This is a genomic window from Idiomarina sp. (genome assembly GCF_048265525.1).
Classification (GTDB): domain Bacteria; phylum Pseudomonadota; class Gammaproteobacteria; order Enterobacterales; family Alteromonadaceae; genus Idiomarina.
The window spans coordinates 275,313-301,604 of the sequence record NZ_JBLXBI010000001.1; the positions used below are offsets into that span (position 1 = coordinate 275,313).

At 47.3% G+C, this 26,292-nt stretch carries 25 protein-coding genes and 5 tRNA genes; 11 read left to right on the forward strand and 19 right to left on the reverse strand.

The genetic code is table 11. The features are described 5' to 3' along the window. Window positions 1-47: 47 nt before the first annotated feature. From lnt to ACN0TF_RS01280, 6 genes are all read right to left on the reverse strand, one after another. A complete protein-coding gene (gene lnt, locus ACN0TF_RS01255) occupies window positions 48-1,559 on the reverse strand; it encodes an apolipoprotein N-acyltransferase (RefSeq protein ID WP_417440438.1) in 1,512 nt (503 codons plus the stop codon). Next, complete coding sequence (corC, locus tag ACN0TF_RS01260) at window positions 1,559-2,446, reverse strand: CNNM family magnesium/cobalt transport protein CorC (protein WP_417440439.1); 888 nt, start codon at window positions 2,444-2,446, stop codon at window positions 1,559-1,561. The genes lnt and corC overlap by 1 nt, the downstream gene beginning before the upstream one ends. Beyond that, entirely contained in the window at window positions 2,443-2,934 is a 492-nt protein-coding gene (gene ybeY / locus ACN0TF_RS01265) for an rRNA maturation RNase YbeY (RefSeq protein ID WP_417440440.1), read from the reverse strand. Before ybeY ends, corC begins: the two co-directional genes overlap by 4 nt. Beyond that, the gene (locus tag ACN0TF_RS01270) at window positions 2,934-3,923 is read right to left on the reverse strand and encodes a PhoH family protein (protein WP_114981534.1); all 990 of its coding nucleotides are present in this window, start codon (window positions 3,921-3,923) and stop codon (window positions 2,934-2,936) included. Before ACN0TF_RS01270 ends, ybeY begins: the two co-directional genes overlap by 1 nt. A gap of 15 nt (window positions 3,924-3,938) precedes the next feature. Beyond that, on the reverse strand, window positions 3,939-5,378 hold the full coding sequence (gene miaB, locus ACN0TF_RS01275) for a tRNA (N6-isopentenyl adenosine(37)-C2)-methylthiotransferase MiaB (protein ID WP_417440441.1): 1,440 nt from the start codon (window positions 5,376-5,378) through the stop codon (window positions 3,939-3,941). A 79-nt stretch (window positions 5,379-5,457) separates the two neighbouring features. Further along, entirely contained in the window at window positions 5,458-6,327 is an 870-nt protein-coding gene (locus tag ACN0TF_RS01280) for a DMT family transporter (protein WP_417440442.1), read from the reverse strand. A gap of 106 nt (window positions 6,328-6,433) precedes the next feature. On the opposite strand from ACN0TF_RS01280, the gene ACN0TF_RS01285 reads away from it, so the two are divergent. Next, on the forward strand, window positions 6,434-7,576 hold the full coding sequence (locus ACN0TF_RS01285; protein ID WP_417440443.1) for an FAD-dependent oxidoreductase: 1,143 nt from the start codon (window positions 6,434-6,436) through the stop codon (window positions 7,574-7,576). A 77-nt stretch (window positions 7,577-7,653) separates the two neighbouring features. Here the strand turns inward: ACN0TF_RS01285 and ACN0TF_RS01290 are convergent. The 7 genes from ACN0TF_RS01290 to ACN0TF_RS01320 all read right to left on the reverse strand — a co-directional run bounded on the left by ACN0TF_RS01290 (window position 7,654) and on the right by ACN0TF_RS01320 (window position 10,362). Beyond that, a tRNA-Leu gene (locus tag ACN0TF_RS01290) sits at window positions 7,654-7,740 on the reverse strand. A gap of 14 nt (window positions 7,741-7,754) precedes the next feature. Further along, a tRNA-Gln gene (locus ACN0TF_RS01295) sits at window positions 7,755-7,829 on the reverse strand. A gap of 37 nt (window positions 7,830-7,866) precedes the next feature. After that, window positions 7,867-7,941, reverse strand: a tRNA-Gln gene (locus ACN0TF_RS01300). A 20-nt stretch (window positions 7,942-7,961) separates the two neighbouring features. Continuing rightward, window positions 7,962-8,046: transfer RNA gene (locus ACN0TF_RS01305), tRNA-Leu, on the reverse strand. Window positions 8,047-8,065: 19 nt separating this feature from the next. Continuing rightward, window positions 8,066-8,142 (reverse strand) — tRNA-Met (locus tag ACN0TF_RS01310). Between the two features lie 144 nt (window positions 8,143-8,286). Then, window positions 8,287-8,955 (reverse strand): SDR family oxidoreductase, encoded by a 669-nt coding sequence (locus ACN0TF_RS01315; protein WP_417440444.1) that lies wholly within the window; start codon window positions 8,953-8,955, stop codon window positions 8,287-8,289. A gap of 24 nt (window positions 8,956-8,979) precedes the next feature. Continuing rightward, window positions 8,980-10,362 carry a class II fumarate hydratase gene (locus ACN0TF_RS01320; protein ID WP_417440445.1) on the reverse strand — a complete coding sequence of 461 codons (1,383 nt, stop codon included), beginning with the start codon at window positions 10,360-10,362 and terminating at the stop codon, window positions 8,980-8,982. 195 nt (window positions 10,363-10,557) lie between these two features. On the opposite strand from ACN0TF_RS01320, the gene ACN0TF_RS01325 reads away from it, so the two are divergent. From ACN0TF_RS01325 to ACN0TF_RS01340, 4 genes are read left to right on the forward strand one after another with little or no spacing between them, the layout of a single operon-like run. Continuing rightward, complete coding sequence (locus ACN0TF_RS01325; RefSeq protein ID WP_417440446.1) at window positions 10,558-11,214, forward strand: methylamine utilization protein; 657 nt, start codon at window positions 10,558-10,560, stop codon at window positions 11,212-11,214. Next, window positions 11,214-13,505, forward strand: coding sequence for an EAL domain-containing protein (locus tag ACN0TF_RS01330; RefSeq protein ID WP_417440447.1), 2,292 nt, complete (start codon window positions 11,214-11,216; stop codon window positions 13,503-13,505). Before ACN0TF_RS01325 ends, ACN0TF_RS01330 begins: the two co-directional genes overlap by 1 nt. 6 nt (window positions 13,506-13,511) lie before the next feature. Continuing rightward, window positions 13,512-14,366 (forward strand): DUF3034 family protein, encoded by an 855-nt coding sequence (locus tag ACN0TF_RS01335; RefSeq protein WP_417440448.1) that lies wholly within the window; start codon window positions 13,512-13,514, stop codon window positions 14,364-14,366. Window positions 14,367-14,375: 9 nt separating this feature from the next. Next, window positions 14,376-14,783 carry a group I truncated hemoglobin gene (locus ACN0TF_RS01340; protein WP_417440449.1) on the forward strand — a complete coding sequence of 136 codons (408 nt, stop codon included), beginning with the start codon at window positions 14,376-14,378 and terminating at the stop codon, window positions 14,781-14,783. 44 nt (window positions 14,784-14,827) lie between these two features. Here ACN0TF_RS01340 and ychF read toward each other — a convergent pair whose 3' ends face one another. The 6 genes from ychF to lolB all read right to left on the reverse strand — a co-directional run bounded on the left by ychF (window position 14,828) and on the right by lolB (window position 19,781). After that, window positions 14,828-15,919 carry a redox-regulated ATPase YchF gene (ychF, locus tag ACN0TF_RS01345; protein WP_253619648.1) on the reverse strand — a complete coding sequence of 364 codons (1,092 nt, stop codon included), beginning with the start codon at window positions 15,917-15,919 and terminating at the stop codon, window positions 14,828-14,830. Between the two features lie 6 nt (window positions 15,920-15,925). Next, window positions 15,926-16,522 carry an aminoacyl-tRNA hydrolase gene (gene pth, locus ACN0TF_RS01350; RefSeq protein WP_034820237.1) on the reverse strand — a complete coding sequence of 199 codons (597 nt, stop codon included), beginning with the start codon at window positions 16,520-16,522 and terminating at the stop codon, window positions 15,926-15,928. A 14-nt stretch (window positions 16,523-16,536) separates the two neighbouring features. Continuing rightward, window positions 16,537-17,202 carry a 50S ribosomal protein L25/general stress protein Ctc gene (locus ACN0TF_RS01355; RefSeq protein ID WP_417440450.1) on the reverse strand — a complete coding sequence of 222 codons (666 nt, stop codon included), beginning with the start codon at window positions 17,200-17,202 and terminating at the stop codon, window positions 16,537-16,539. Between the two features lie 138 nt (window positions 17,203-17,340). Next, on the reverse strand, window positions 17,341-18,288 hold the full coding sequence (locus ACN0TF_RS01360; RefSeq protein WP_016341307.1) for a ribose-phosphate pyrophosphokinase: 948 nt from the start codon (window positions 18,286-18,288) through the stop codon (window positions 17,341-17,343). Window positions 18,289-18,303: 15 nt separating this feature from the next. Continuing rightward, window positions 18,304-19,164, reverse strand: coding sequence for a 4-(cytidine 5'-diphospho)-2-C-methyl-D-erythritol kinase (gene ispE, locus ACN0TF_RS01365; RefSeq protein WP_417440451.1), 861 nt, complete (start codon window positions 19,162-19,164; stop codon window positions 18,304-18,306). After that, window positions 19,155-19,781 (reverse strand): lipoprotein insertase outer membrane protein LolB, encoded by a 627-nt coding sequence (gene lolB, locus ACN0TF_RS01370; RefSeq protein WP_417440452.1) that lies wholly within the window; start codon window positions 19,779-19,781, stop codon window positions 19,155-19,157. The genes ispE and lolB overlap by 10 nt, the downstream gene beginning before the upstream one ends. Window positions 19,782-19,913: 132 nt before the next feature. On the opposite strand from lolB, the gene hemA reads away from it, so the two are divergent. The 6 genes from hemA to ACN0TF_RS01400 are packed head-to-tail and all read left to right on the forward strand — an operon-like array spanning window position 19,914 to window position 26,287. After that, window positions 19,914-21,185, forward strand: coding sequence for a glutamyl-tRNA reductase (hemA, locus tag ACN0TF_RS01375; RefSeq protein ID WP_011234177.1), 1,272 nt, complete (start codon window positions 19,914-19,916; stop codon window positions 21,183-21,185). Between the two features lie 4 nt (window positions 21,186-21,189). Then, window positions 21,190-22,284: a peptide chain release factor 1 gene (gene prfA, locus ACN0TF_RS01380; protein ID WP_011234176.1), complete on the forward strand. Its 1,095-nt coding sequence runs from the start codon at window positions 21,190-21,192 to the stop codon at window positions 22,282-22,284. Next, on the forward strand, window positions 22,281-23,126 hold the full coding sequence (gene prmC / locus ACN0TF_RS01385; protein ID WP_417440453.1) for a peptide chain release factor N(5)-glutamine methyltransferase: 846 nt from the start codon (window positions 22,281-22,283) through the stop codon (window positions 23,124-23,126). Before prfA ends, prmC begins: the two co-directional genes overlap by 4 nt. 2 nt (window positions 23,127-23,128) lie before the next feature. Beyond that, window positions 23,129-24,601, forward strand: a complete 1,473-nt coding sequence (locus tag ACN0TF_RS01390) for a DUF3369 domain-containing protein (RefSeq protein WP_417440454.1) — start codon at window positions 23,129-23,131, stop codon at window positions 24,599-24,601. Between the two features lie 24 nt (window positions 24,602-24,625). Next, window positions 24,626-25,000 carry a SirB2 family protein gene (locus ACN0TF_RS01395; RefSeq protein ID WP_417440455.1) on the forward strand — a complete coding sequence of 125 codons (375 nt, stop codon included), beginning with the start codon at window positions 24,626-24,628 and terminating at the stop codon, window positions 24,998-25,000. A gap of 15 nt (window positions 25,001-25,015) precedes the next feature. Then, the gene (locus tag ACN0TF_RS01400) at window positions 25,016-26,287 is read left to right on the forward strand and encodes a DUF819 domain-containing protein (RefSeq protein ID WP_114981524.1); all 1,272 of its coding nucleotides are present in this window, start codon (window positions 25,016-25,018) and stop codon (window positions 26,285-26,287) included. The last annotated feature ends 5 nt before the right edge of the window (window positions 26,288-26,292 follow it).

Genomic DNA, 26,292 nt, shown 5'->3' on the forward strand with positions numbered 1-26,292 from the left:
ATAGTTCTGCTAAGCCTTTATAGTGTACTGATTTTCGCGCCCGATGACTATGTCTGAGCGCGTTTCTTAGTACGTTTTGTAGCGATTACAGGTAACAGGCCAAACAGAGCCAGAATTATAGCTCCCCAGTTACCAATTTTATTAAATAACGTTGAACCACTAACCGGGTAGACATCCGCTGATAACGCCGTTGCCGTAAACTGCGGAGCCAGTTCTATATATTGGCCATGTTCGTCTACGGCCGCTGTAACGCCATTATTCGTTGCCCGTAACAAGGGTTTACCAAGCTCCATCGCTCGCATTCGCGCTATTTGCATGTGCTGCCAGGGGCCGTGTGAATCACCAAACCATGTGTCGTTACTAATGGTCACAAGGTAATCGGTATCGTCATAAGTATTGCTGCGAACTTGACCTGCAAAGGCTATTTCATAGCATATAGCCATGGCCAGATTGCTACCGTTGGCCTTGAGGTTAGGTTGTTGATATCCCCCTCGGCTAAATGACGACATAGGTAGGTTAAATAGCGGAGCCAGCGGGCGTAAAAGGTCTTCAAAAGGGACAAACTCGCCAATTGGCAGCAGTTGGTGTTTTTGGTAACGGTTAGCGTTGCCATAATTGTAGCTGTCGTCGTCCAGCACAATAACGGAGTTGTAAAAATCATCGTTGAGTCTGTCGTAATCAATAATGCCGGTAACTAAGGCTGAGTCGTTCATACTCGCGGACTGTTCTACCGTATTAAGGACATCACTGGCATAAGGCTCAAGCGCGGTTATCGCGGATTCCGGCCAAATAACCAGGTCGTGATTAAATTTGGGGCGGGTTAAATCCAGATAGCGCAAAATATTTGGCCATTGCTGTTCAGCCTGCCATTTTAAAGACTGTTGAATGTTGCCCTGAACCAGCAGTACCGACATGGATTCTGCTTTTCTCTCTGTGGGTTGTATTTTAGGAAATACGACAGAGCAAGAGAGAAAAATAAGTGGAATTAAAAGCGAGGCTGGTTTTTTGAACCTAAACGCCAGCACCATGGTGATAGCAGTAAACCAAAGCGCTACCGTAATACCAGTTTCACCAATAACCGGAGCCAACCCGCCGAAAATGCCATCGGTTTGACTGTAACCCAGGCTTAGCCATGGGAAGCCGGTGAAGAGCCAACCTCTGAGTAGTTCAGCGATAAGCCAAAAGAAAGGCAGACTGAAGCGCCAGGCAAATTTTCGGTGAGAGAGTTTCTGCCAACACCAAAATGCAATTGCAGGAAACAGTGCTAAATAAGCAAACAGCAATACTAACAAAAGCAGAGTAACCGGAACTGGAACGCCACCATACTGATCGATGCTAACGTAAATCCAGCTTAAACCGGCGCCGAACCAACCCATACCGAAGAGAAAGCCTGCTCTGAATGCCCGTTTAGGAGCGAGTGGCCATATCAGTCTTACAACTATGGGAAGTATGATAAATGGCAGCCAGTGCCAGTGAAAAGGTGAATAAGACAGCGTCAGGAGAGCGCCGCAAATCACTAATAGCAAAGAGCGCGTAACGCTTCCTGAAGGTTTTATCATTACTGTGCAGGCTCCGGTGCGTTCTCTGTAGCAGAGTCCAGACTGACTTGCAGTTGCTGAATACGTCTTTTATCTGCATTAGTGACCCGGAAGGTCATGTTGCCAAGCGTTACTTCTTCACCTGCTTGCGGTAAATGGCCAAAGCCGTGCGCAACAAGGCCACCAACAGTATCGTGTTCTTCATCACTGAAGTTGGTGTCAAAGTATTGGTTAAAGTCTTCAATGGTAGTTAAAGCTTTTATCGAATAGCGGCTTGGGCTAAGGCGACGAATATTGTTTTTTTCATCGTTACCATGAGCGTCGGTTTCGTCTTCAATTTCGCCAACTATTTCTTCCAGAATATCTTCAATAGTTACCAGGCCAGATACGCCGCCATACTCATCAACAACAATAGCCATATGGTAACGGTTGGAACGAAACTCTTTTAGTAACACATCAACGCGTTTACTCTCCGGAACGATAACCGCCGGGCGCATAACTTTGTCCAGCGAAAAGGCTTCATCGGTCATATTAAAGCCGTAGCTGAGCAAGTCTTTTGCTAACAGAATGCCCTCAACGTGATCTTTATTGTCAGTAACAACCGGATAACGACTGTGTTGAGAATCGATAACGATAGGCAGGAATTCGTCTACACCTTGATGGATATCAATGGTGACCATTTGTGAGCGTGGGATCATAATGTCGCGGACTTTAAGCTCAGCGACATCGAGCACTCCTTCAATCATTTCTCTGGTATCGTTGTCTATCAGGTCGCGATCTTCAGCGTCCTGAATCAAATCGACGAGTTCTTCTCTGCTTTTCGGCTCACCAGCGAATACTTGCAGCAGTCTCGCTGCCCAGGATTTTCCCGATGAGCCGTTGGCTGAGTGGGGGTTGTCGTCGCTCATTGAGTGTTAAGCTCCATATTGTCTTCAGTTTGATACGGGTCTGATATTCCCAGACTCGCTAAGATGTTACGTTCAATTTGTTCCATTTCTTCGGCTTCGCCGTCTTCAATATGATCGTAACCTAATAGGTGGAGAGTACCGTGTATCACCATATGCGTCCAGTGGTCGATGGCTGACTTTTGTTGCTCTTCAGCTTCACGTTCAACGACGCTCTGACAGATAACCAAATCACCTAACAAAGTGACGGGTAATTCTACCGGGCTATTGAATGGGAAAGACAAAACGTTGGTGGCGTAATCTTTATTGCGGAACTCATTATTCAGCTGTTGAGCTTCTTCTGATGCAGCAATGCGCACCGTTAGCTCAACCGCCTTATCATTTTTTTTCAGGTAATTCAGAGTGGCGGCGACCCAGTTATGGACAGCGCTTTCCTCTGGAGCTTTAGTAATACCGTCAGCCAGTTGATAATCTAGTGTTAAATCAGCCATTAGCTTTTATCGAATTCCTCGTAGGCTTGGACGATACGCTGCACTACGGGGTGGCGTACGACATCACCGGCCTGAAAAAAGGTAAAGCTGATGTCCGTGACTTTATTCAGCACTTCAATAGCGTGCCTTAATCCTGAGCGTTGGCCACGGGGTAAATCCACCTGAGTGATGTCGCCGGTAATAACGGCTCGTGAATTAAAGCCAATACGGGTCAGGAACATCTTCATCTGTTCACAAGTGGTATTCTGGCTTTCATCTAAAATAATGAAGGCGTCATTCAGCGTACGTCCGCGCATGTAAGCCAGCGGAGCCACCTCAATGACGTTACGCTCAATCAGCTTTTCAACTTTTTCAAAGCCGAGCATTTCGAATAAAGCGTCATAAAGAGGGCGTAAATAGGGGTCTACTTTCTGAGCTAAGTCTCCCGGTAAGAAACCGAGTTTTTCACCCGCTTCCACTGCCGGGCGAGTTAAGAGAATACGGCGCACTTCCTGACGTTCCAATGCATCTACTGCACAAGCTACCGCCAGATAAGTTTTGCCGGTACCGGCCGGTCCAATACCAAAATTCACATCATGAGCCAGAATGGCACGAACATAACCAGCCTGATTATGATTGCGAGGCTTAATTAAGCCGCGTTTGGTCTTAATGTGAGTCATTTTTTCAGCGGCAGGGTCGCCTTGATCGTCGCTTTGCTCAAGCACTTTTGCCTGCTGAATGGCCAGGTGCACTTGTTCGGGTTCAATCTGGCCTTCTTTGCCTTTTACGGTTGCCGTCTCAATGTAGAGATCGAGTAACAATTTGTGCACGGCCGCAACGCTGGCTGCGTGACCTATCAACTGAAACTGATGACCGCGGTGCGTTATTTCTACGCCGAGGCGACGCTCTATATGCTTCAGATTCTCGTCTAAAGGGCCGCAGAGATTGGAAAGCCGACGTGAATCCGTCGGCTCTAGCTCAAAATCAAGTGTCTGTGTTTGTGGACTCAATCGTTTCCTCTTTACTTAACTGGCTTGTCGAGGCATTCGAACAACGCCTAATTCATCCGGCTCGCTCGATTTTCCTCTTTGCAAAATAATTTCTGGTGCCGTATCTACACGAAGCCCCATATCGGCTTCTTCCCGAATTAACTCACCGCGTAGCGAGTTAGGAAGAACTTCGGTAATACGTACATCAACGAACTGTCCAATCATATGGGGTTGACCAACAAAATTTACAACCCGATTGTTTTCAGTGCGTCCGGTAAGCTCCATCGGATTCTTTTTCGATGGTCCGGTAACCAATATGCGTTGCTCCGTTTCCAGCATACGACGAGCGTGCGCCATAGACTGCTGGTTCAAACGTTGCTGTAATAGCTGCAGCCGCTTTTTCTTGGTTTCTTCACTAATGTCGTCAGGTAAATCAGCCGCTGGCGTTCCCGGGCGAGCACTATAAATAAAGCTGAAGCTCATGTCGAAGTCAATGCTCTGGATAAGATCCATGGTTGCTTCAAAATCGGCATCGCTTTCGCCGGGGAAACCGATGATAAAATCGGATGACATGGCGATATCAGGACGCGCTTTTTTCAAGGCGCGAATTTTCGATTTGTATTCCAACGCCGTGTGACCACGCTTCATCATGGTCAATATACGGTCTGAACCACTTTGTACTGGTAAGTGTAAATGGCTGACCAGCTCCGGAATGGTTTTATAGGCTTCGGTAATGTCGTCTGTAAATTCAACCGGATGCGATGTGGTATAGCGGATGCGATCAATCCCATCAATTGCCGCAACCATGTGCAGCAATTCAGCAAAGCGGCACACTTCGCCGTCGTAATGCTCACCGCGATAGGCGTTAACGTTTTGTCCTAACAGGTTTACTTCACGGACGCCTTGTTCCGCCAGTTGTGCAATTTCATAAATGACATCATCAACTGGGCGACTGACTTCTTCACCACGAGTGTAGGGAACAACACAGAATGAGCAATACTTGCTGCAGCCTTCCATGATAGAGACAAAAGCACTGGCACCGTCTGCTTTAGGTTCGGCTAAACGGTCAAACTTTTCAATTTCAGGAAAAGAGACGTCAACCATAGGCGCATGAGTCTCGCTGACCTGATTCACCATTTCCGGTAATCGGTGCAAGGTTTGAGGGCCAAAGATAATATCGACAAAAGGCGCGCGGGCGCGTATTTCATTGCCTTCCTGAGAAGCAACGCAGCCACCAACACCAATCAATAAATTCGGATTGTTCTTTTTCAGGTTTTTCCAGCGACCTAACTGGTGAAAAACCTTTTCCTGCGCTTTTTCGCGGATGGAACAGGTGTTCAAAAGAATGAGATCGGCATCTTCGGCTTCTTCGGCAACATCGTAGCCGTGGGTTGAGTGGAGCAATTCCGCCATTTTGGTGGAATCGTACTCGTTCATCTGGCAACCCCAGGTTTTGATATATAACTTCTTACTCATGACCACTCGATGGTTGATGGATTTCGTATAAGGCGCTTATTTTATCGCGTATTGGAGCAGATTGCCAAGTTTGAAATGATTAACTTTTGCGCCGTGTTCGTATGGCAAAATAGCCTGCAACAACAATGATTAACGCGCCCCACAGCATGTGCCAGGCAAGTTCCTCTCCAAATAACCAGTAGCCGAGTAAAGCGGCGAACAAAACCGAACTATAAGTAAACACCCCAACCTTTGCCGGCGGAGCTATAGAAAATGCTTTGGTCATAGCCAATTGCCCATAAACTGCCAGCAAGCCCATAACGATAACACCCAGCCAGTGTTGCGTTGGAATAGGCTGCCACAACCACAGCAAAGGAAGCCCCGAAGCAATGGTGGCCAGAGTAGAAAAATAGAATACGATTTTACTTGTTGATTCGGTGTCCGACATACGGCGAATAACAGTTTTGGTGAAGGCTGCTAATGCTGCGGCTAAAAAGGCTAACCCGATGACAGGTGAAAGCTCGCTGTTCATAGGGTCGAGAAAAATAAAGACACCAATAAAACCCAGCCCAATAGCCAGCCAGGTTTGTTTAGCCACATAGTCGCGTAGCCAAAGCCAGCCAATAACTGGAATTAAAAAGGGGGACAGCAATAGAACTAGAGTAGCCTGCGCCAGCGGAATTGTCGCAATAGCGTAGAAAAACAAGTACATAGCGGCAATGCCCGCAGCACCACGAATAAGGTGCAGTTTCAGGCGTTCTGTTTTTAAGTTGCCAAGACCTTTTCGCCATAACCAGGGAAGCAGAACGAGAAAGGCCATCAGGTTACGAAAAAAGACCAATTGCTCGAAAGGTTGATCCTGACTGATGTATTTAACCAGGGCACTGACGCCTGCAAAACTGGCTTCGGCACTTAAAATAAGCAAAGAAGCAATAATGACCGCTTTTTGTGAACTTTCCCTGGCCTGCATAAAAAACACTCTGAACATCGTCTTATTGACTATGATAACGGAAATTCACAACGAGATGTGTTATTTATAAGGGCTAGCAGGAATGTAAGGAGTGAGGGCGCGGTACATGAAACAGCTATCAGTATTAATAAATGGCGGCGGAATGGTCGGCGCTGCGGCCGCACTAGCATTAGCGCAGCAAGGTGCAAATGTGACCTTACTTGAACCATTTCCTCCAGGAGAAGGTTGCAGTACAGATCCTGATTGGGATTTACGTATATCGTCTGTGAATAACAGCAATTGGGAATGGTTGCTGGGTTTAGGCATAGGTGTTTGTGTGCGTCAGCAGCGAGTCTTTGACTATCAGAAACTAAGCGTGACATCGCTAAGTGGTCATAATCTGAGCTTTCAGGCGAGTGAAGCGGGCTTATCCAAACTGGGCGTTATGGTAGAAAATAATGCTTTGCAGCTGGCTCTGTGGACAAAATTGCGCACTCTTAAAAACGTCGAATTACGAATAGGCGACACGCTCGATAAATTCAATGCTGGAACAAAAACGGTGGTTGTAAGTCAGGGAGATACGCTCAGCTATGATCTGTTGTTGGGCTGTGACGGAGCCAATTCTAAAGTGGCGCAGCTTGCCGGTTTTCATTATCGAGGCTGGGATTATGACCAACGTTGTTTATTAGCTAATGTCAGTCTGGAAAAGCCAATAGAACCCGAAACCTGGGAAGTTTTTCGCCCGCAGGGGCCTTATGCTTTGCTACCGCTGACCGAACAACAAGCTTGTCTTATAGACTACGGCTTACGTGACAACATCAATTCCCTGCAGAAAGACAAGGCGGGCCTTGAAGCTTATTTGCGTGAGACTTTTTCTCCCCATATCGGTAATTTCCGAGTGCTTAAAAGTGCCAGTTTTGCGCTGCAGAGAAAACATGCTGCACACTACGTTAAAGAAGACTCTATTGTTTTATTAGGCGATGCTGCTCACAGTATTCACCCAATGGCCGGGCAGGGCGTTAACCTGGGGTTTGCCGATGTTCGCTGTCTGGTTGAGGTACTACAGGAAAATACTCCAAGCGTAGCTTTGGATAAGTACGAAAAGACCCGGCAAGGCGAAAATGCGAAAATGATGCGGATGATGGATGCCATACAGTTTGGTTGGCGCAGTCGTAATCCCGTTATGCAGTTTGCAACCGCAGCATCCTTGAAAGTAGCGGCTATGCCGTGGGTTAAGCGTTGGTTGTTAAAGCAGGCTGTGGGCGAGTAACAGGCACAAAAAAACCACCTTAAGGTGGCCTTTCTGTTTTTCCACTCTTACTTGAGCAGAACGACACTCGAGTAATGTGGTGCGGAGGGGGGGACTTGAACCCCCACGTCCTTACGGACACTAGCACCTGAAGCTAGCGCGTCTACCAATTCCGCCACCACCGCAACAGTAGTTAGTATGGCTGGGGCACCAGGGATCGAACCTGGGAATCGCGGGATCAAAACCCGCTGCCTTACCGCTTGGCTATGCCCCATCCTACTAAGATGGCAATCACTTTTGGAAACAACTAATGGCTGGGGCACCAGGGATCGAACCTGGGAATCGCGGGATCAAAACCCGCTGCCTTACCGCTTGGCTATGCCCCAATTTTAGCTGCTCTGAGAGTTGGTGCGGACGGAGAGACTTGAACTCTCACGCCGTGAGGCACTGGAACCTAAATCCAGCGTGTCTACCAATTCCACCACGTCCGCATCATAATCAGTTAAAGGTTGGTGGCTACGGCGAGATTCGAACTTGCGACCCCAGCATTATGAGTGCTGTGCTCTAACCAGCTGAGCTACGTAGCCATACCTTTTTACTTACCGCTCTCTGTGAGTGCGGCGCGTATTATGCAAATCGCTCCGCAGCCCGTCAACCTATTTTTGAGAAAAAACGATATTAACGGGCGCGTTTGAGCAAAAAAACAGTGATTTGCTTAAAAAGGCAGCAAATCACCAGGGCAGGCTTTCTCCGTTACTATGGAAAAACTGTCCGGTGGTGCTTAAGCTTAATTCCTCAATACGTTGCATTAAGCGTTCCGCTGCAGTTTCTGCAGGAATATCGCCAGCATGATTCACCATATCGGTTTGTACAAAACCCGGATGGAGTAATACCACAGGAATTCCTTGTTCTTTTAAGTCAAGCGCAAGGGATTTTCCGGCAGCATTCAATGCCGCCTTTGACATTCTATACCCGTAGCGGCTGCCTGAACCATTATCTGCAATAGAACCCATGCGGCTGGTAATTAAGGCAACCTTGCTGCCTTTCTTTAAGTTCTTCAGCAGCGCTTCGGTGACTCTTAATGGCGCTAACGCGTTAACTTCAAACTGAGCCCGTATATTACCAGCGTCAATTTCACCTAATACGTCTTTATGCAGAAGCCCGGCGTTATTAATTAAGATATCAATCTTTTTATCGCCGATGGTCTCAGAAAGACGTAGTAAATCGGAGGCTTTGGTGACATCAATGCCCTCAATAATTTCAACGTCCAGCTCTGTTAATTGCTTTGAATTGTTGCGGCAAACGGCGATAACTTTGTGGCCTTGTTCGGCATACTGTCGGGCAAATTCGTAGCCAATGCCCCGGTTAGCACCGGTAATTAAAACCTGTTGTTGACTCATTTTGTACTCCAAATACCAGAGGCGTTATTCGCTAACGCCACCTTTAGTTAGTTTTTTCGGGTCCAGCAACTGCTCAAGCCGGTCACGACCTAAGTCGGTCATCTCATCAGCGACATCGATAATGGCTCGTCCGTCTTTGTACGCTACTTTGGCAATTTCGGCGGCTTTATTGTAGCCAATGACCGGGTTAAGAGCTGTTACCAGAATAGGGTTTTTCGCTAAAGCTTGTTGCAGCCGCTCTTCATTGACCTCGAAGTCGGCAATGGCTTTAGTTGCCAGAGCGTCACAACTGTTACTGAGTATATTAATGGACTGTAGTAAGTTGTAACCAATAACTGGCAGCATAACGTTTAGCTGGAAGTTGCCTTGTTGGGCTGCGGTCGTAATTGTGGTGTGATTACCATTTACCTGAGCGGCAACCATAGCTACAGCTTCCGGAATGACCGGGTTCACTTTACCCGGCATAATACTGCTTCCGGGTTGTAATGCGGTTAGCTGAATTTCGCCTAAGCCCGCCAGTGGTCCACTGTTCATCCAGCGTAAGTCGTTACTGACTTTGAGTAAGGTAGTCGCCAGCGTATTCAGTTGTGCGGAGAGTTGTAAATTGATTTCCTGTCCGGCAATACCCGTAAAAGGGTTGGCTGAGTGTTTAAAGTCACTGCCGCTAAGCTGAGTCAACTGCTCGGCAAACTCAGCTGCGAATTCTTTAGGGGCATTTATTCCTGTGCCTATTGCTGTACCGCCCTGCGGAAGAACTCGGCTGCGTTGCAATAACTGTGGAAGTTGTTCAGCGGTAATTTCCAACTGACCCGCCCAGGCTTCAAGTTCTTGTGCCATGGTCATTGGCATGGCATCCATTAAATGGGTTCTGCCGGTTTTTACCACATTACGCAGCTCAATGGCTTTATTGCGAATGGTATCAATAAGGGCTTTTAAAGCCGGTGCTAACTGTTTCTCTACAGCCAGCACACTCGCTACCTGAATGGCGGTAGGTATAACATCGTTGCTCGACTGGCTTTGGTTCACATGGTCATTAGGGTGAATTTCAACACCGTTTTGTTTAGCTAAACTGGCAATAACCTCGTTCACATTCATATTGGAACTGGTGCCTGAACCGGTTTGAAATACATCAATAGGGAAGTGCTCTAAGTGTTGACCGTTAATGATTTCTTTAGCCGCTTTAATAATGGCGTCAGCCTGTTCCTTTTCTAACTGACCTATTTTAGCGTTTGCTCCGGCCGCACTGGCCTTAACCATTGCGATGGCTTGTATCAGTTGAGTGGGTAAAGTTAACCCGCTGATGGAAAAGTTATCAACGGCACGCTGTGTTTGTGCGGCATAAAGTGCTTTTTGGGGGACTTTGACCTCGCCCATACTGTCTTTCTCTGTGCGATAATCCTGACTCATGAATATCCCTCCTGTCATAAGCTAATAGTAAAAGCTTAGTGTCGAAATTCGTATGTCGACACTGAGTATTTCAAGTACCAATAATGAACCATAGTGGATCATTAATACGTACTCCAATCATAGCGCAGTTTCGTTTTTTCGGTTACGGTTGACTGATGTGCGCGTGCCTAAAGGTGATTTTGTGGAGGATCCTGTGTGAAGCGATTTTTTGTTGGTGTTTTTTTCATGGTAGTTGCGGTTCAAAGCGTGGTTGCAGATACCGTACGGGTTGAGATTTTGGCCGCAGATGGTCAGCCGTTGGCAAACGCGGCACTATTAATTGAAAGTAGAAGCGCGCCTGCGAAAGTCTCTTCGAAGCAGGCCGTGGTTGACCAGGTGGATAAGCAGTTCACTCCCACGGTTAGCGCAGTACAGCCGGGCACCGACGTTGTGTTTCCTAATAGCGATAACATTCGACATCATGTTTACTCTTTCTCTGAGGCTAAGAATTTTGAGTTAAAACTCTATTCAGATAAAGAAAAGCCAAGCGTTAATTTTGATAAAGCTGGCATAGTGACTCTGGGCTGTAATATCCACGATCAGATGGTTGCCTACGTGCTGGTAAGTGACGAATACGATATTGTTGTAACGAATGACCAAGGTATTGTTGAGCTCAATCTGCAAGAAAGTGAAACTCCCGCCGAAGTCAGGGTGTGGCACTATTGGATGGGGGACGAACTGTCTAAAGCACAGAACGTGCAATTAACCTCAGACTCAGGGAAGCTGACCGGGCAGGTGCAAGTATCACCTCCGATGCAGGAAGATAAAGAGCCATCGCGTCTGGAACAGCGATTTAATCGCAGAGGGAATTGATGATAACACGGTTCAGAACCCGTTTAATTCTCATCCTTGCAGGACTTGTAGCTGGCGCTTTGTTGGTTGCTTTGGCTGCAGTTTGGATCGCTACAGAGAATCAGTTAGATCGCTCCATTGAGCGTGAGCTTAGTGTCAGTGAAAGAGTTTTTCGGGAGCTTCTGGATAGTCGCAGCGATCAGTTGTTGCAAGCGGCAGAAGTTCTTACCGATGATTTTGGGTTTAAACGCGCGGTGGCTTCAAAAGATCGGGAAACCATAGTGTCAGCTTTGGTCAACTACGGCGAGCGTATTGAAGCCGAGTTGATGGTGCTGCAAACTCCCGAAGGTGAAGAAATTGCATCATCTCATGCTTTTGATCAGCTACGCATTAACCATAGTGGGGCGGGCTCAAACAGCGAACTGGCGGTTGTCGAAGGAGAACTGTTTCAACTGGTTACGGTACCGGTTAATGCGCCTAATCTTATTGCCTGGGCAACCCTGGGTTTTGAAGTGGATTCGGGTTTAGCAGAAGAATTAAAAAACCTGGCTAATGCCGATATCACCCTGTGGCTGGAGAACTCAGGAAAAGTCATTGCTTCCAGTCTGGAGGCCCGACAAGTGTCCTCGTTTGCAAAAGCCCTGAACAAAGACGGTCATACTCTTGATAACTGGCTGTTAAACCAGGAACTGGCGGGGAGCGAAGTGGTGCTTGATGCCGGTTCCGATGACGCCGTTCATGTGGCATTGACAACGTCACTTGAAACGGCGGCCGCCGAGTTCACACGGCTGCATTGGCAAATTGCTTTAATTGCAATTGTCGCTCTGGTTATAGCGATGCTTTTAGCGGCGATTATAGCCCGAGGGGTTTCTCGTCCGTTACAGCAGTTATCGGGAGCGGCTAGGAAATTACAGCAAGGCGACTACAGCGAATCCGAGTTGTCGCTGAACGACGATGAGTTCGGAGAGCTGGCCAATACCTTTGGCAGCATGCGCAAGGCCATTTCCGAACGTGAAAAAAGAATTTCTTATCAGGCATCTCATGACCATTTAACCGATTTACCGAATCGCTCATTTTTTCGTGAGCAGTTGCAGTGCCTGTTAGACGAGAAGACCAGCTCCGGGTGTCTTTTATTGTTGAATATTCATCAATTCAGAGTTCTCAATGACAGTGTGGGTCAGGAAATTGGTGATGACATCCTGCGTCAGTTATCCGTTCGGCTGAAGTGGTGTTGTGACAATGCTGAGTTATTGGCTCGAATTGGCGGTGACGAATTTGCAGTTCTATACGCTTCTGATAAACCCACATTCGACCTCGATGGTAAAATTAAAGAGCTTCACTCTTTCCTTGATACGCCCTTTAAAGTTGGCGACAGTGATTATCGTCTGGCCTTTAATATCGGTGTTGTTTATTTTCCTGAGCAGGGCAATGAAGTCGATTCACTTATTCGCCGCGCGCAAGTGAGTGTTCAGCAATCCAAACTCCAGAAGAGCTTTTATGTTGAATATAAAAGTGGGTTGGACGAACAATACATGCGGCGCCTGCAAATTATAGAGTCACTTAAAGGTGCGGTAGCGGATCAGGAGCTACATCTTGTACTGCAACCTAAAATTAATTGCCAGACGGGATCAGTCGTGGGGGCTGAGGTATTGTTGAGGTGGCAAAGTGATAAGCTTGGATTTGTCGGACCGGATGAATTTATTCCGTTAGCAGAGCAATCCGGAGCCATTACAGAGTTGACCAACTGGGTGTGCAGAGAGTCGACCAAGCTGCTTCAGAGCTGGCATGAGCAGGGGCGGACTCTAAAACTGAGCATCAATTTGTCGACAGTCGACTTATTGAGCGACGCCTTACCTTTGCTGTTTGAACAACTCATTATTGATTTTCCTGAATTACCGAAGTTACTGGTACTGGAAATTACAGAAAGTGCAGTAATGAAAGACCCCGATAAAGCCATTGCCCGGCTGGAAACATTGAAGCGTCTTGGGTTTTCAATATCAATTGATGACTACGGTACCGGGCACTCCTCATTGGCGCAATTGCGGCGTTTACCGGTAGAGGAGTTGAAAGTAGACAGGGCCTTTGTACAGCATTTGAGCGAAGAGTCTAAGGACAAGTCTATTGTTCGTTCAACCATACACTTAGCTCACGAGTTAGGCCTTCGTGTCGTTGCCGAAGGTGTGGAAAATGAGGACAGCTGGAGAGTGTTGCAGTCGATGCATTGCGATGAGCTGCAAGGCTATTTCTTTAGTAAGCCCTTACCGATTTCAGGCTTTATAGAGTACTTAAATAACCATGAAACCAATGGATGATAACGAATGATGAATAGGTGTTTATATGGCGGCGGGTTTTTGCTGACCTGTGCTTTAGCTTTAAGCCCTCCTGCAGCCGCAGAGCAGGGAGCCCGGCTACTGGCAACCGGTGGCACCAGTAGTCTTGAAGGCTCTGGTGGTGGAGGCATCGTGCCCTGGGCTACGTTAAGCAGTTATGCCGGTGAAGGTCAGTTTGGCGCGACGGTTAACTTAAGTGAAGTTTCAGTTGATGATTTTCGCTTAAGTGTTCAGGGCGCCAGTTTGAGCTGGAACAACCGTATTGAGCTTTCGTATGCTGAACAAACCTTTGATCTCTCCACTATTGGCGGCGAATTGAGCCAAAGCATTGTTGGTGCAAAAGTACGTTTAGCTGGCGATCTAATTTATGGTGACCTACCGCAAATAAGCCTGGGTTTACAACACAAGAAGAACAACGATTATGAGTTGCCAGCGGCGGTAGGCTCTCAGGATGACAGTAGCACCGACTGGTATGTCAGTGCGGCAAAAGCCTGGCTAGACGGGCCTTTCCACCGTACCTGGGTTGCCAATCTGACATTGCGTTCAAGTAAAGCTAACCAATTGGGCTTACTGGGCTTTGGCGGCGATAAAGAAGATGGCCGCGAGTGGCTGGCTGAAGCTTCCATAGCTGCGTTTATTAATCGTTATTGGGCTGTAGGCGTTGAGTACCGACAGAAACCAGACAACTTAAGTTTTGCTCAAGAGCAGGATTGGAAAGATCTTTTTGTTGCTTATTTCCCGAATAAACATGTATCGGTTGTTGGAGCCTACACTGATCTGGGCTCGATTGCGGGACTGGATGATCAAACTGGCTGGTATTTATCGGTTCAGGCGGCCTTTTAAGGAGAGATTATGAAAATCGTTTTGTTATTGGCGGTACTGTTTTTCTCGCCGCTGATTTTTGCTCAGAGTTTGTATCAGCAACTGGGTGAGCAGCAGGGCATAGAGACTATTGTCGAAGAAATGCTTTATCGAGTGGGTGGTGATGATCGTATTGCGCATCATTTTGATGGTGTTGATATTATGCGCGTGCATAAGCTCATCAGTGAACAAGTGTGTGACTTAAGTGGTGGTCCTTGTGATTACAGCGGCGAGGATATGAAAACTTCCCATCGTAATATGGGAGTCGACAATGCGGATTTTAACGCTTTAGTCGAACACTTGATTGCCGCAATGGAAAAAGAGGATGTTCCGGTTTCAGCGCAGAATCAGTTATTGGGCGTGCTGGCGCCAATGCATAGCGATATCGTTGAAGAGTAATGGGTGAAAAAATGGCTCGCTGAGAGCGAGCCACTAATTGCTATTTAAACGTTAAAACGGAAGTGAATGACATCGCCGTCTTTCACAATGTACTCTTTCCCTTCCAGACGCCATTTACCGGCATCTTTTGCACCTTGTTCACCGTTGTTGGCTATATAGTCGTCATAACCAACGATTTCGGCACGAATAAAGCCTTTTTCAAAGTCAGTATGAATGCGTCCGGCAGCCTGCGGTGCAGTTGAACCCACTTTAACAGTCCAGGCGCGAACTTCTTTTACGCCAGCAGTGAAGTAAGTGTGCAGGTTTAGTAGTTCATAGCCGCCACGAATAACGCGGTTCAGACCGGGTTCGTCCTGACCCAGCTCGCTCAAGAACTCTTCTTTATCGGCTTCGTCCAGCTCGGCAATTTCCGATTCAATAGCGGCACATACCGGAACGACTACCGCATTCTCGGTTGCGGCAATTTCACGAACTTTGTCAAGATGAGGGTTATTTTCAAAGCCGTCTTCGTTGACATTAGCAATGTACATAGTCGGCTTTAAAGTCAGCAAGTTGTATGAACGAATAGTGGCACGCTCATCTTTGCTTAGCTCAACAGAACGAGCCATTTTGCCTTCGTCCAATGCCGGTTTCAGCTTTTCCAGCACGGCGATTTCGGCTTTAGCTTGTGAATCCCCACCTTTCGCTTTTTTACTTAAACGGTATAGAGACTTATCAACCGAATCTAAATCGGCCAATGCCAGCTCGGTGTTAATAGTGTCAATGTCATCGGCAGGGTCGATACCACCGCTGACATGCACGATGTTGTCGTCTTCAAAACAGCGAACAACATGGCCAATAGCGTCAGTTTCACGAATGTTTGCTAAAAACTGGTTACCTAAGCCTTCGCCTTTTGAAGCTCCTTTAACTAATCCGGCGATATCCACAAATTCCATGGTTGTTGGAATAACGCGTTCAGGGTTAACAATAGCGGCTAGCTTATCAAGACGAGGATCAGGAACAGGCACAACGCCAGTGTTTGGTTCGATGGTACAAAATGGAAAGTTTGCAGCTTCAATGCCTGCTTTGGTCAGTGCGTTGAAGAGAGTGGATTTACCTACGTTAGGTAAACCAACGATACCACATCGAAATCCCATGAGAGTTTAGCCTTTCTGTTCAGGGCGGTAGCTATGCAGGCGCTGCAACGCAGTTCCCCAGCCTTCCGCCATTAATGTGTCGATACTGCGGCTGGCTTCATCGATACAGTCATCAATAAGCCGCTGTTCATTTGCTGAAGCTTTGCCTAAGACAAAGCCAGTAACCTTTGTTTTATCGCCCGGGTGGCCAATACCAATGCGTAACCGCATAAAGTCCTGGCTGCCTGTCTGAGCAATAATGTCTTTAATTCCGTTATGCCCGCCGGCACCTCCACCTTTTTTAAATTTAGCAACGCCGGGTGGTAAATCGAGCTCATCGTATGCCACTAAAATTTCGTTAGCCGGTATTTTATAAAAGTTAGCCAGAGCCGCAACAGAGAAGCCACTACGGTTCATAAAATTTTGTGGTAATACAATGCGCAGGTCATGAGCGCCTTGTTGCCAGCGTCCAATCAGAGCTTTGCTTTTTGCATCAGGGGAGAGCGTAATCGCGTGGCGTCTGCAAAAGTCATCGACTAACCAGAAACCAGCGTTGTGGCGAGTTCGTTCATACTCGGGGCCCGGATTTCCCAGGCCCACAAGTAGTTTCACTTCAGTTCCCATAACAGGAGACTGACTTATTCTTCGTCAGCGTCTTTGCTGTTTTCAGCAGGAACGTCACCAGGTGCTACTGTATCTTCTTCGGTCTCTTCTTTCTCGACGCGAGGAGCAGTAATAGACACAACCGCCTGGTCGTGGTCATCACCTTTAGTCAGTTCAACTAACTCAACGCCTTTAGGCAGTTTTAAGTCAGTCAGGTGAATGGTGTCACCAACGCTGAGTTCAGCAATATCAACTTCCAGATATTCTGGTAAGTCTTTCGGTAATACAGTAATTTCCACGTCATTAACGTGGTGAACAACAACACCGCCTTCTTCTTTAACGCCCTTCGCAGTTGTTTCATTTAAGAAGTGCAGAGGTAAGTTAGTGTGAAGCTTGTGGCCTTTTTCTACACGCTGGAAATCCAGGTGAGTCAGTTTAGGCTTATACGGGTGGCGCTGCATGTCTTTCAGAATTGCCTGATGTTTCTTACCATCAAACTCCAGCGTCAAAATGTGCGAATAAAAGGCTTCGTAGTCGGCCATGTTATTCACTTTGTTGTGGTCTAACGCTAATGCGATTGGCTCGCCCTGACCACCGTATAAAATCGCTGGTACTTTGTCCTCATGACGCAGGCGGCGGCTCGCACCTTTCCCTTTGTCCGTGCGGACAGTAGCTTGGATGTTAAAATCTAATTCAGCCATGATTTGGCCTCTCAATGTTTAAAGTTTTTATTTGTCAGCACTCGCGACCAAGAGCTGACCCAGAAACTTAGAAACCGACAACAAGGCCGGTTTCTAAGGGCGCGCAATACTAGCACTGGGCAGGAATAATTACAACAATCAGTAATCGAACATTGCTGAAATAGATTCTTCATTACTGACGCGGCGCAGTGCTTCTGAAAGCATACCGGACAAGGTTAACTGAGTAACTTTACCTGTGGCTTTCATCGCATCGCTCAGCGGAACACTGTCGGTAACGATAAATTCGTCAATTTCAGAGTCTTTAATGTTCTGCACCGCATTACCGGAAAATACCGGGTGGGTAGCGTAAGCAAACACACGCTTTGCACCGTGAGACTTCAGTGCTTCTGCGGCTTTGCAAAGCGTTCCGCCAGTATCAATCATGTCATCGACAATAATGCAGTCACGGCCTTTAACATCACCAATTATGTGCATAACCTGCGATACGTTGGCTGACGGACGGCGCTTATCAATGATGGCTAAATCGGTGTCGTCCATAAGCTTGGCAAAAGCTCGGGCACGTACAACACCACCAATATCAGGAGAGACCACAACCGGATGGTCGAAGTTTTGCTGACGCATGTGTTCTAGCAATACCGGAGTACCAAAAACGTTATCGACAGGTACGTCAAAAAAGCCCTGGATTTGCTCTGCGTGTAAGTCGACAGTCAGTACACGGTCAACACCCACACTGGATAAGAAATCGGCAACAACTTTAGCAGTAATAGGAACACGAGCTGAACGAACCCGGCGATCCTGACGAGCGTAACCAAAATAAGGCATCACTGCAGTAATACGACCAGCAGACGCACGACGTAATGCGTCCACCATAACAATGAGTTCCATTAAATTGTCATTGGTCGGGGCGCAAGTAGATTGAAGAATAAAGACGTCGGAACCGCGGACGTTTTCATTGATGGCGACGCTAATTTCGCCGTCACTAAAGCGACCAACGGAAGCTTCACCAAGTTTGATATAAAGGCGATCGGCGATTTTCTGGGCTAGCTCAGGAGTGGCGTTGCCGGCGAAAAGTTTCATGTCAGGCACAACATACCTCGACTTTTATTGGGTTAATGTCTGGATAAGTGGTGAACGGTTCTGGCCTTGAGCGATAAATGAGCAAAGTTCTTTGGGAACCTGCTGTTGCGCTTCCTTTGCGGCTTGTCTGGTTTCAAATACTGAAAAAAGACATGCTCCACTGCCAGTGAGCCGAGTCGGGGCGTATTCTAGCAAGGCACTGCGTAACATAGCAACTTCGTTGTGTAGATCGCAGACCACCGGTTCAAACACATTTGCGACTTTTTGCTGTTGCCAGTTTTCAGCGGTAACCGGCGAGCAGTTGCGCTGTAGCTTAGGGTGAGAGAATAGCGCAGCCGTACTGATAGAAACATTTGGTTTAACCACTAAATACCACGGAGTCGGTGGTGTTATATTAGTGAATACATCGCCGATACCTTCAGCGAAACAAGCATGTCCATGAATAAACACAGGCACGTCTGCACCAAGTTTGCGACCTATTGCCTGTAATTCAGTGCTATTTAAATGACTACCCCAAAGCTGATTCAGCCCCACCAGTGCGGTTGCCGCATTAGATGAACCACCACCCAGTCCGGCTCCCTGAGGAAGTCTCTTAATTAATTCAATCGAGCAGCCAGGAAGTTGCGTAATGCCTTTTTCTTCGTATTCTTTTCTTAGCGCTGTTAACGCCTTCCAGACTAAATTCTCGTCGCGGGGAATGTGGCTATCGTGGTCAATTAAATCAAACTTGTCGTCGGCGGCGGTATAGAATTTCAGAGTGTCGGCGTAGTCCAGAAACTGAAAAACAGTCTGTAAATTGTGGTACCCGTCGGAGCGGCGTCCGATAATATGCAAAAATAGGTTGAGTTTCGCCGGAGCTGGGAGCGTTAAGGTGTTTACTGCCATTCGTTCACTTGTACCTTTATCAGTAGGTCCGGACTTTCCAGGTGGATTTGTTCCGGCAAGGTTACTGTTTGTACTTTGTCCTGATCATAGAACCAGCTGAGCTGCCAGTTTTGACCCCGGTGAAATATCGTCGACTGAGCTAAGGTGCCATCTTTATGATAACTCACAGACTTTAGTGAGTTTGTTTTTCTGCCCAGAACCCAGTGGTGTAATTGCTCAAAGGGAACGGCTGCACCCAGTAGGCGGTATAATAAAGCGTCTGCTGAAGGAGCCCAGCGTTCCTGATCATCGGAGTCAGTTAACAAGGCGCCGCTGTCATCGACGGTCAGCTTAGCCAGTTGGCCTTTTAGCGGGTGAGAAAAACGAATAACCTGCTGGTGAGGCTGGTAGTGCCAGTTAATGTAAAAACTGTCCCTTTCCTTATTTTGCTTTTGAATAACCGCCATGCGGCCACTTAACGACCACTGTTGCAACTGCTCCAGCTTTTGTTGATGAGTGTCAATAATACGTTGATTAACTTCGGTACTGCTTGCTTGCTCTGATGGCGTCGGCAGCGCGCACCCGGTTAACGATGTGATAACAACCAGGCAAACCCAGAATAGTCGGCGTTGAATCATATTTCTCAATTGCTGCAATCGGAATGTAATTAGTTGACCAGAAAGCGCTGTCACTTTCAATGACTAAGGCTTTCACGTACAATCGGGCAACTTAGATTTTGGCCGCGTTGGGATAACGAGTTTCACAGTCAGATGACCATTTCAGCTCTCGGAATTAATCATAAAACCGCATCAGTCGATTTGCGCGAGCAAGTCGCGTTTAGTGCTGAACAGCTTGATGCTGCGCTGCAGGCCGTGCGTAATCTTCAAGGTGTTGAAGAAGCCGTTATCGTCTCTACCTGTAACCGAACCGAGCTATATTGCCGGGGGGAAGTGTCTGGCGACTTGCTCCTGGGCTGGTTAACCGGTTTCCACAAATTGGCCCCCAATGCGCTGGAAAATCATCATTATCACTTTCAGGGCGAGCAGGCCATTACCCACCTTATGTCGGTTGCCAGTGGTTTAGACTCACTGGTGCTTGGCGAGCCACAAATTCTTGGCCAGGTAAAACAAGCGTATCAGGCCGCGAAACGTCAGGCCTCTGTCGGCGGTATCCTTGAACGCTTATTTCAGCAAACCTTTCGTGTAGCAAAAACCGTTAGAAATGAAACGGCGGTAGGTCAAAACGCGGTTTCGGTTGCATATGCTGCGGTTTCTATGGCGCGTCATATTTTCGCTAATTTGCAGAAATCGAAGGTGCTGCTGATTGGAGCCGGTGATACTTCCGAGCTGGTTGCTCAGCATTTGAAACAACAAGGCGTGACTGAAATTCTGGTGGCAAACCGGACTTTGCAACGAGCTAGCGAAATGGCTGAACGAGTCGGTGCAACGGCTCACAGCTTGTCTGAGTTATCAGAGTTATTACCACAGGCCGATATTGTCGTCAGTTCAACCGCCAGTACTTTGCCTATTGTGGGCAAAGGAAGCATCGAAAAAGCACTGAAAAAGCGTCGGCACAGACCCATGCTGTTAATTGACCTGGCTGTGCCGCGGGATATTGAAGAGCAGGTTAATGAACTCGATGACGCTTACCTTTATACCGTTGACGATCTGCAAAGTATTATTAGCGAAAATATTCGTAACCGTGAGCAGGCAGCTCGTGAAGCTCAGGTTATTATTCAGCAGCAAACGAAAGAGTTTAATGACTGGCTGAAGTCACTGAATAGTGTCGAGCTGGTGCGGGAATACCGTACGCACACAAAAACCTTAGCTGACGAGCAGTTAAAAAAAGCGTTAGCGCAAATAGAGCAGGGCAAAGACCCGGCTGAAGTGCTGCAACGATTCAGTCACAGGCTGGTGCAGCAGTTAACGCATAAACCGACAAGCTTATTGAAATCTGCCGGCGAAAATAATGACCAATATACGCTGGCCGTTTTGCAACAACTTTGGTCAGAGCCATCCTCTGACTCATCAAAAGGCAAATAAAAACATGTTGAATCCATCCATTGAACGCAAACTAGAAGGATTAGTTGAGCGTTATCAGGAAGTGCAAGCTTTATTGGGTGAGCCCGATGTGATCAGTGATCAAAACCGTTTTCGCTCATTATCGCGTGAGTACTCTCAATTAGAAGAGGTGGTTGGTTGCTTTGAAGAGTACCGCCAGAATCAGGATGATCAGGCAGCCGCAAAAGATATGGCTGAAGATGATGACGCTGAAATGCGCGAAATGGCGGAAGAAGAGCTAAAAGAGGCAAGAAAAGCCGAAGAAGAGCTGGAGAACCGCCTACAACTTCTGTTGCTACCTAAAGACCCGAACGATGATCGTTCATGCTATTTGGAAATTCGGGCCGGAGCTGGCGGTGATGAAGCGTCGATATTCGCCGGCGATTTATTTCGTATGTATAGCCGCTACGCTGAAAAAAATGGCTGGAAGGTCAACATTGTCAGTGCCAGTGATGGCGAACACGGCGGTTATAAAGAAATTATTGCTCACATGAGTGGCGATGGTGTTTACGGACGCATGAAGTTTGAGTCTGGTGGGCATCGGGTGCAGCGTGTTCCTGAAACTGAATCGCAAGGGCGTATTCATACTTCAGCTTGTACTGTTGCCGTGTTACCGGAAATTCCAGAAGCCGAGGCCGTTGAAATTAACCCGGCGGATTTACGTGTTGATACTTACCGCGCCTCGGGGGCTGGTGGTCAGCACGTTAACCGAACCGATTCTGCTATTCGTCTTACCCATATACCAACCGGTGTGGTGGTTGAATGTCAGGAAGAGCGTTCGCAGCATAAAAACCGGGCTAAAGCCATGTCGGTTTTACAGGCAAGAATACAACGCCTGGAAGATGAAAAACGTCAGGCAGAAGAAGATAGTACCCGTCGTAACCTGGTAGGAAGTGGTGATCGTTCGGAGCGTATTCGCACTTATAATTACCCGCAAAGCCGGGTAACAGATCACCGCATAAACCTGACGCTGTATCGGTTAGATGAAGTACTTACCGGCGATATTGATTTGATACTGGATGCCATTATTACTGAGCATCAGGCGGATCAACTGGCGGCTCTGTCTGAAGGACAGCAATGACGCTGGAGCAAGCCATAAAGTGGGGGCGGGAGCAGTTAAAGCAGAGTGAAGATGCTGCTGCGGATGTTTCTGCCTTACTTTGCTTTGTGCTGGATAAAGAAAAAACTTACCTTATGACCTGGCCGGAAAAGCAACTGACAGAAGATCAGCAACGGCATTATGAGGAATGTATTTTAGCCCGGCAGAAAGGCAAGCCCGTGGCTCATATCACTGGTCGCCGCGAGTTTTGGTCATTAATGCTTGAAGTAAACGACAGCACGTTAATTCCCCGTCCCGATACTGAAACGTTAGTTGAAGCGGCGCTTAGCCTTGAACTTCCCGAACATGCGCGCGTGCTGGATTTAGGCACAGGTACGGGCGCGGTTGCGCTGGCATTAAAGTCGGAACGTCCCGGCTGGCAAGTTTGGGCGTGTGATAAAAGCCGCGATGCAGTGGAACTGGCACACCGAAATAGTCAGGCTTTAGGTTTAAATGTTGAAATTTTGTGCAGCAACTGGTTTCAATCTGTGCCAGAGTCTCTTAAATTTGATTTGATTCTATCGAACCCTCCCTACATTGATGCAGGCGATCCGCACTTGAATATGGGAGATGTCAGATTTGAGCCCCAGACGGCGTTAATTGCGGAAAATAATGGTTTAGCCGATATAGAGACTATTATAAAAGAAGCTAACAACCATTTAGCAGACCAAGGGTGGTTACTACTTGAGCAGGGATGGCAACAGGCTGACAGTGTGGTGGAGCTACTGTTTAAAAGTGGTTACAAAAAGGTTAACCGATGGCAGGATTATGCTAGGGTAGAACGAGTTACCGGCGGGACAAAAGCCAGGGCGGGGAGAGACTAATAATGAGCAATCAGTTTATGTTTGCTGACGAAGCCAGCCAGCAAACCACAAAATTACCGACAGAATACTGGAAAATTCTGATTGTCGATGATGAACCAGAGGTGCATGCGGTAACCAAACTGGCACTCAACGACTTTAATTTTTTAGGTCGTGGTTTAAAGTTTTACAGTGCTTTTTCTGGTGAAGAGGCAAAGAAGTTAATTGATGAGCATCCTGATGCAGCCATATTACTGCTGGATGTTGTTATGGAAACCGATGATGCCGGACTGCAGGTGGCACGTTATATTCGGGAAGAAGCCGACAACCACTTTACCCGTATTATTTTGCGAACAGGGCAGCCTGGTCAGGCACCTGAGCGCACGGTTATCGTTAATTACGACATCAACGACTACAAATCCAAAACCGAACTTACTGCACAGAAACTCTTTACTGCAGTAATGTCATCGCTGCGTTCGTACCGCGATATCATGTCCATTGATCAAAGTCGTCACGGGCTTGAGAAAATCATCGCCGCTTCGGCTAACCTTTATGCTCTGCAACCAATGAACAGTTTTGTTGATGGTTTAGTGCAGCAGTTGAGCTGGGTAATCGGCGGTGCCAAACAAACCTTGTATGCTACTTCAAATGAAGACGGCTCATCTTATAAAGTGTTGGCCGCTCACGGAGAGGACTCCGGTGTTTGCGTTGGTCAGACTTTGCGTTCGGTTATTCCGTCAAAAGCCTTAGCCGAGCTAGAGCATGTTATTGCAAACCACGGCTCGTATTATGGTGACGATTTTGTGTTGTTATATTGCCGCAGTCATTGCCGGTCGCACGGTTCTGTTTTGTTTATCGGCGGCTTATCCAGAGCACTTACGGCCGATGATCACCATGTGCTTCAACTATTTTCTGAAAATGTACAACTGGCACAGGATAACGTGGTCTGTCTGGAAGATTCCGATCAGTTTCTGGCGCGTTTAGCTGACCAACTTATGCTACACCATGCCAGCCACTTTAACGGCATTCTGGAGCAAAATAGCGAAGTCCGTCTGGCGTACGCTGTAGCTCAAAAAGTTTCGGCAGAAGACGCTGAAACAACAGCTTTGGCCTGGTCTTTATTTGCGCAGGCACGACCGTTGCTTAACTGCGCTTCGGATGCGGCTGCAGCGGTAGAAACTACGTGTCAGCAACGAGTTGCCCGCTCATTACGAGCGCTGGGTCACGGTGAACACGAAGCAACACAAAGTGCGCACAGAGCACTTATTGAAAGATTGGAACGCTGGGACGGCCTGGGTTTGCCTGAAGGTAAACAAGGCTCGGATATTGCGATAAGTACTCAGGTTCTTCTGTTGACCGAGCAGTTGCTGGATTGGTGGGAAAGTGGCATTAGTGACAGCGATATTGCTGTGCGCCTGAAAGATGAACGGGGCCGCTATTATTCACCTAAGTTTCTTGATGTTGTTATAAAATCCCTGCCTGAGTTGAGAACCATTTAATTAAATTAAAAATAAGAGGTTACTGTGTACGCTGCTTTTAAACACCTGCATGTATTATTTGTGCTGATTTCGATCAGCCTTTTTTTATTCCGTTTTGTGCTTCTGCTTCTTGACTCACCTTTATTAAAAAAGAAGTGGTTGAAGATAGTTCCTCACATTAACGATACCTTATTGTTACTCAGTGCGGTCGGTATCATGGTGACATTAAGCATGTACCCAATTCAGGTTCCTTGGTTAACTGATAAAGTCATAGGTGTTATTGCTTATATTGGCTTTGGTGTCTTAGCTATGAAAGGAAAAACAGCTGGTGCGCGCTGGCTTGGTTTTATTGGTGCTTGTGGCTGGATAGCCTTCCTGTTGCATGTGGCCGTGTCCAAACAAGCACTTATTGCCGGTTAAGTTAAGGGAGTACCTATGTTAGCGCCTGAGTCTGTTGTTTCGGAAACGAATGCCTTAATCACTAACGATGGGGTTGTTATTGGTTTATTGCTGACCATCCTTGGTTTTGTATTTTACACCAATAGCAGCGAGCATCCTTTCTTCAAGAAGTTCTATCGCTTTGTTCCGGCTTTATTGCTTTGCTATTTCATACCGTCTTTACTGAATACTTTTGGTATTGTCGACGGAAATCAAACCGCCGTAACAGATATAGCAATGGATTATCTGTTACCGGCCTGTATGGTATTACTTACCTTAAGTCTGGATTTAAAAGCCGTAATGGGCCTTGGGTCAAAGGCTCTTATTCTATTTTTAACTGGTACTTTCGGTATTGTCATTGGCGGCCCTATTGCTTTGCTACTGGTGTCTGCCATATTCCCTGAAATGCTTGGTGGTGCGGGCCCCGATGCTGTTTGGCGTGGCATGACAACCATTGCCGGAAGCTGGATTGGTGGCGGCGCAAACCAGGCTGCCATGAAAGAAGTTTATGAAGTTGGCGGTGATATTTTCTCAGCCATGGTGACAGTAGACATTATTGTTGCCAACTTATGGATGGCTGTACTGCTTTATATGGCAGCAAATGCTAAGAAAATTGATGCCCGCACCGGCGCTGATACATCCGCTATCGACAACATTCGTCGTAAAGTGGAGCAGTATGAAGCCGAGCATGTCAGAAACCCGAGCTTACGCGATTTAATGCTGATTCTGGCTGTTGGTTTCGGTATTGCCGGGTTAGCGCATTTGCTGGCTGACTGGATAGCTCCGGGAATAGCAACGAATTATCCTGCATTAAGTAAATTCAGTCTCGACAGCTTGTTTTTCTGGGTCATTGTTTTAGCCACTGCTGGCGGTATTGCACTTTCTTTTACCCGGGCTCGTTCTCTGGAAGCTGCCGGGGCGTCAAAAATAGGCTCCGTTTTTGTTTATATTCTGGTGGCCAGCATTGGCCTGCATATGGACGTAACCAAAATAGTAGAGGCGCCTAAGTACTTCTTAATTGGTGCTATCTGGATGCTGATCCACGCCGGGCTTATGTTACTTGTGGCCAAACTGCTTCGTGCTCCTGTGTTTTATATGGCTGTGGGCAGTCAGGCTAATGTGGGTGGCGCTGCGTCAGCACCGGTTGTCGCTTCAGCTTTTCATCCGTCATTGGCGCCGGTTGGTGTATTATTAGCGGTAATGGGTTATGCGCTTGGAACCTATATGGCGTATTTCGCCGGACAGATTCTACGAGTTGTCGGTAGTTAACCGCG

Bases quoted from the DNA above. Each gene is read 5' to 3' on its own strand.
- hemA (WP_011234177.1), top strand. From the start codon at position 19,914: ATGACCATTTCAGCTCTCGGAATTAATCATAAAACCGCATCAGTCGAT.
- ACN0TF_RS01285 (WP_417440443.1), top strand. From the start codon at position 6,434: ATGAAACAGCTATCAGTATTAATAAATGGCGGCGGAATGGTCGGCGCT.
- lnt (WP_417440438.1), bottom strand. From the start codon at position 1,559: ATGATAAAACCTTCAGGAAGCGTTACGCGCTCTTTGCTATTAGTGATT.
- miaB (WP_417440441.1), bottom strand. From the start codon at position 5,378: ATGAGTAAGAAGTTATATATCAAAACCTGGGGTTGCCAGATGAACGAG.
- ACN0TF_RS01315 (WP_417440444.1), bottom strand. From the start codon at position 8,955: ATGAGTCAACAACAGGTTTTAATTACCGGTGCTAACCGGGGCATTGGC.
- prfA (WP_011234176.1), top strand. From the start codon at position 21,190: ATGTTGAATCCATCCATTGAACGCAAACTAGAAGGATTAGTTGAGCGT.
- ACN0TF_RS01400 (WP_114981524.1), top strand. From the start codon at position 25,016: ATGTTAGCGCCTGAGTCTGTTGTTTCGGAAACGAATGCCTTAATCACT.
- ispE (WP_417440451.1), bottom strand. From the start codon at position 19,164: ATGGCAGTAAACACCTTAACGCTCCCAGCTCCGGCGAAACTCAACCTA.
- ACN0TF_RS01390 (WP_417440454.1), top strand. From the start codon at position 23,129: ATGAGCAATCAGTTTATGTTTGCTGACGAAGCCAGCCAGCAAACCACA.
- ACN0TF_RS01330 (WP_417440447.1), top strand. From the start codon at position 11,214: ATGATAACACGGTTCAGAACCCGTTTAATTCTCATCCTTGCAGGACTT.
- corC (WP_417440439.1), bottom strand. From the start codon at position 2,446: ATGAGCGACGACAACCCCCACTCAGCCAACGGCTCATCGGGAAAATCC.
- lolB (WP_417440452.1), bottom strand. From the start codon at position 19,781: ATGATTCAACGCCGACTATTCTGGGTTTGCCTGGTTGTTATCACATCG.
- ACN0TF_RS01280 (WP_417440442.1), bottom strand. From the start codon at position 6,327: ATGCAGGCCAGGGAAAGTTCACAAAAAGCGGTCATTATTGCTTCTTTG.
- ACN0TF_RS01320 (WP_417440445.1), bottom strand. From the start codon at position 10,362: ATGAGTCAGGATTATCGCACAGAGAAAGACAGTATGGGCGAGGTCAAA.
- ACN0TF_RS01355 (WP_417440450.1), bottom strand. From the start codon at position 17,202: ATGGCTGAATTAGATTTTAACATCCAAGCTACTGTCCGCACGGACAAA.
- ACN0TF_RS01335 (WP_417440448.1), top strand. From the start codon at position 13,512: ATGATGAATAGGTGTTTATATGGCGGCGGGTTTTTGCTGACCTGTGCT.
- ACN0TF_RS01340 (WP_417440449.1), top strand. From the start codon at position 14,376: ATGAAAATCGTTTTGTTATTGGCGGTACTGTTTTTCTCGCCGCTGATT.
- prmC (WP_417440453.1), top strand. From the start codon at position 22,281: ATGACGCTGGAGCAAGCCATAAAGTGGGGGCGGGAGCAGTTAAAGCAG.
- ybeY (WP_417440440.1), bottom strand. From the start codon at position 2,934: ATGGCTGATTTAACACTAGATTATCAACTGGCTGACGGTATTACTAAA.
- ychF (WP_253619648.1), bottom strand. From the start codon at position 15,919: ATGGGATTTCGATGTGGTATCGTTGGTTTACCTAACGTAGGTAAATCC.
- pth (WP_034820237.1), bottom strand. From the start codon at position 16,522: ATGGGAACTGAAGTGAAACTACTTGTGGGCCTGGGAAATCCGGGCCCC.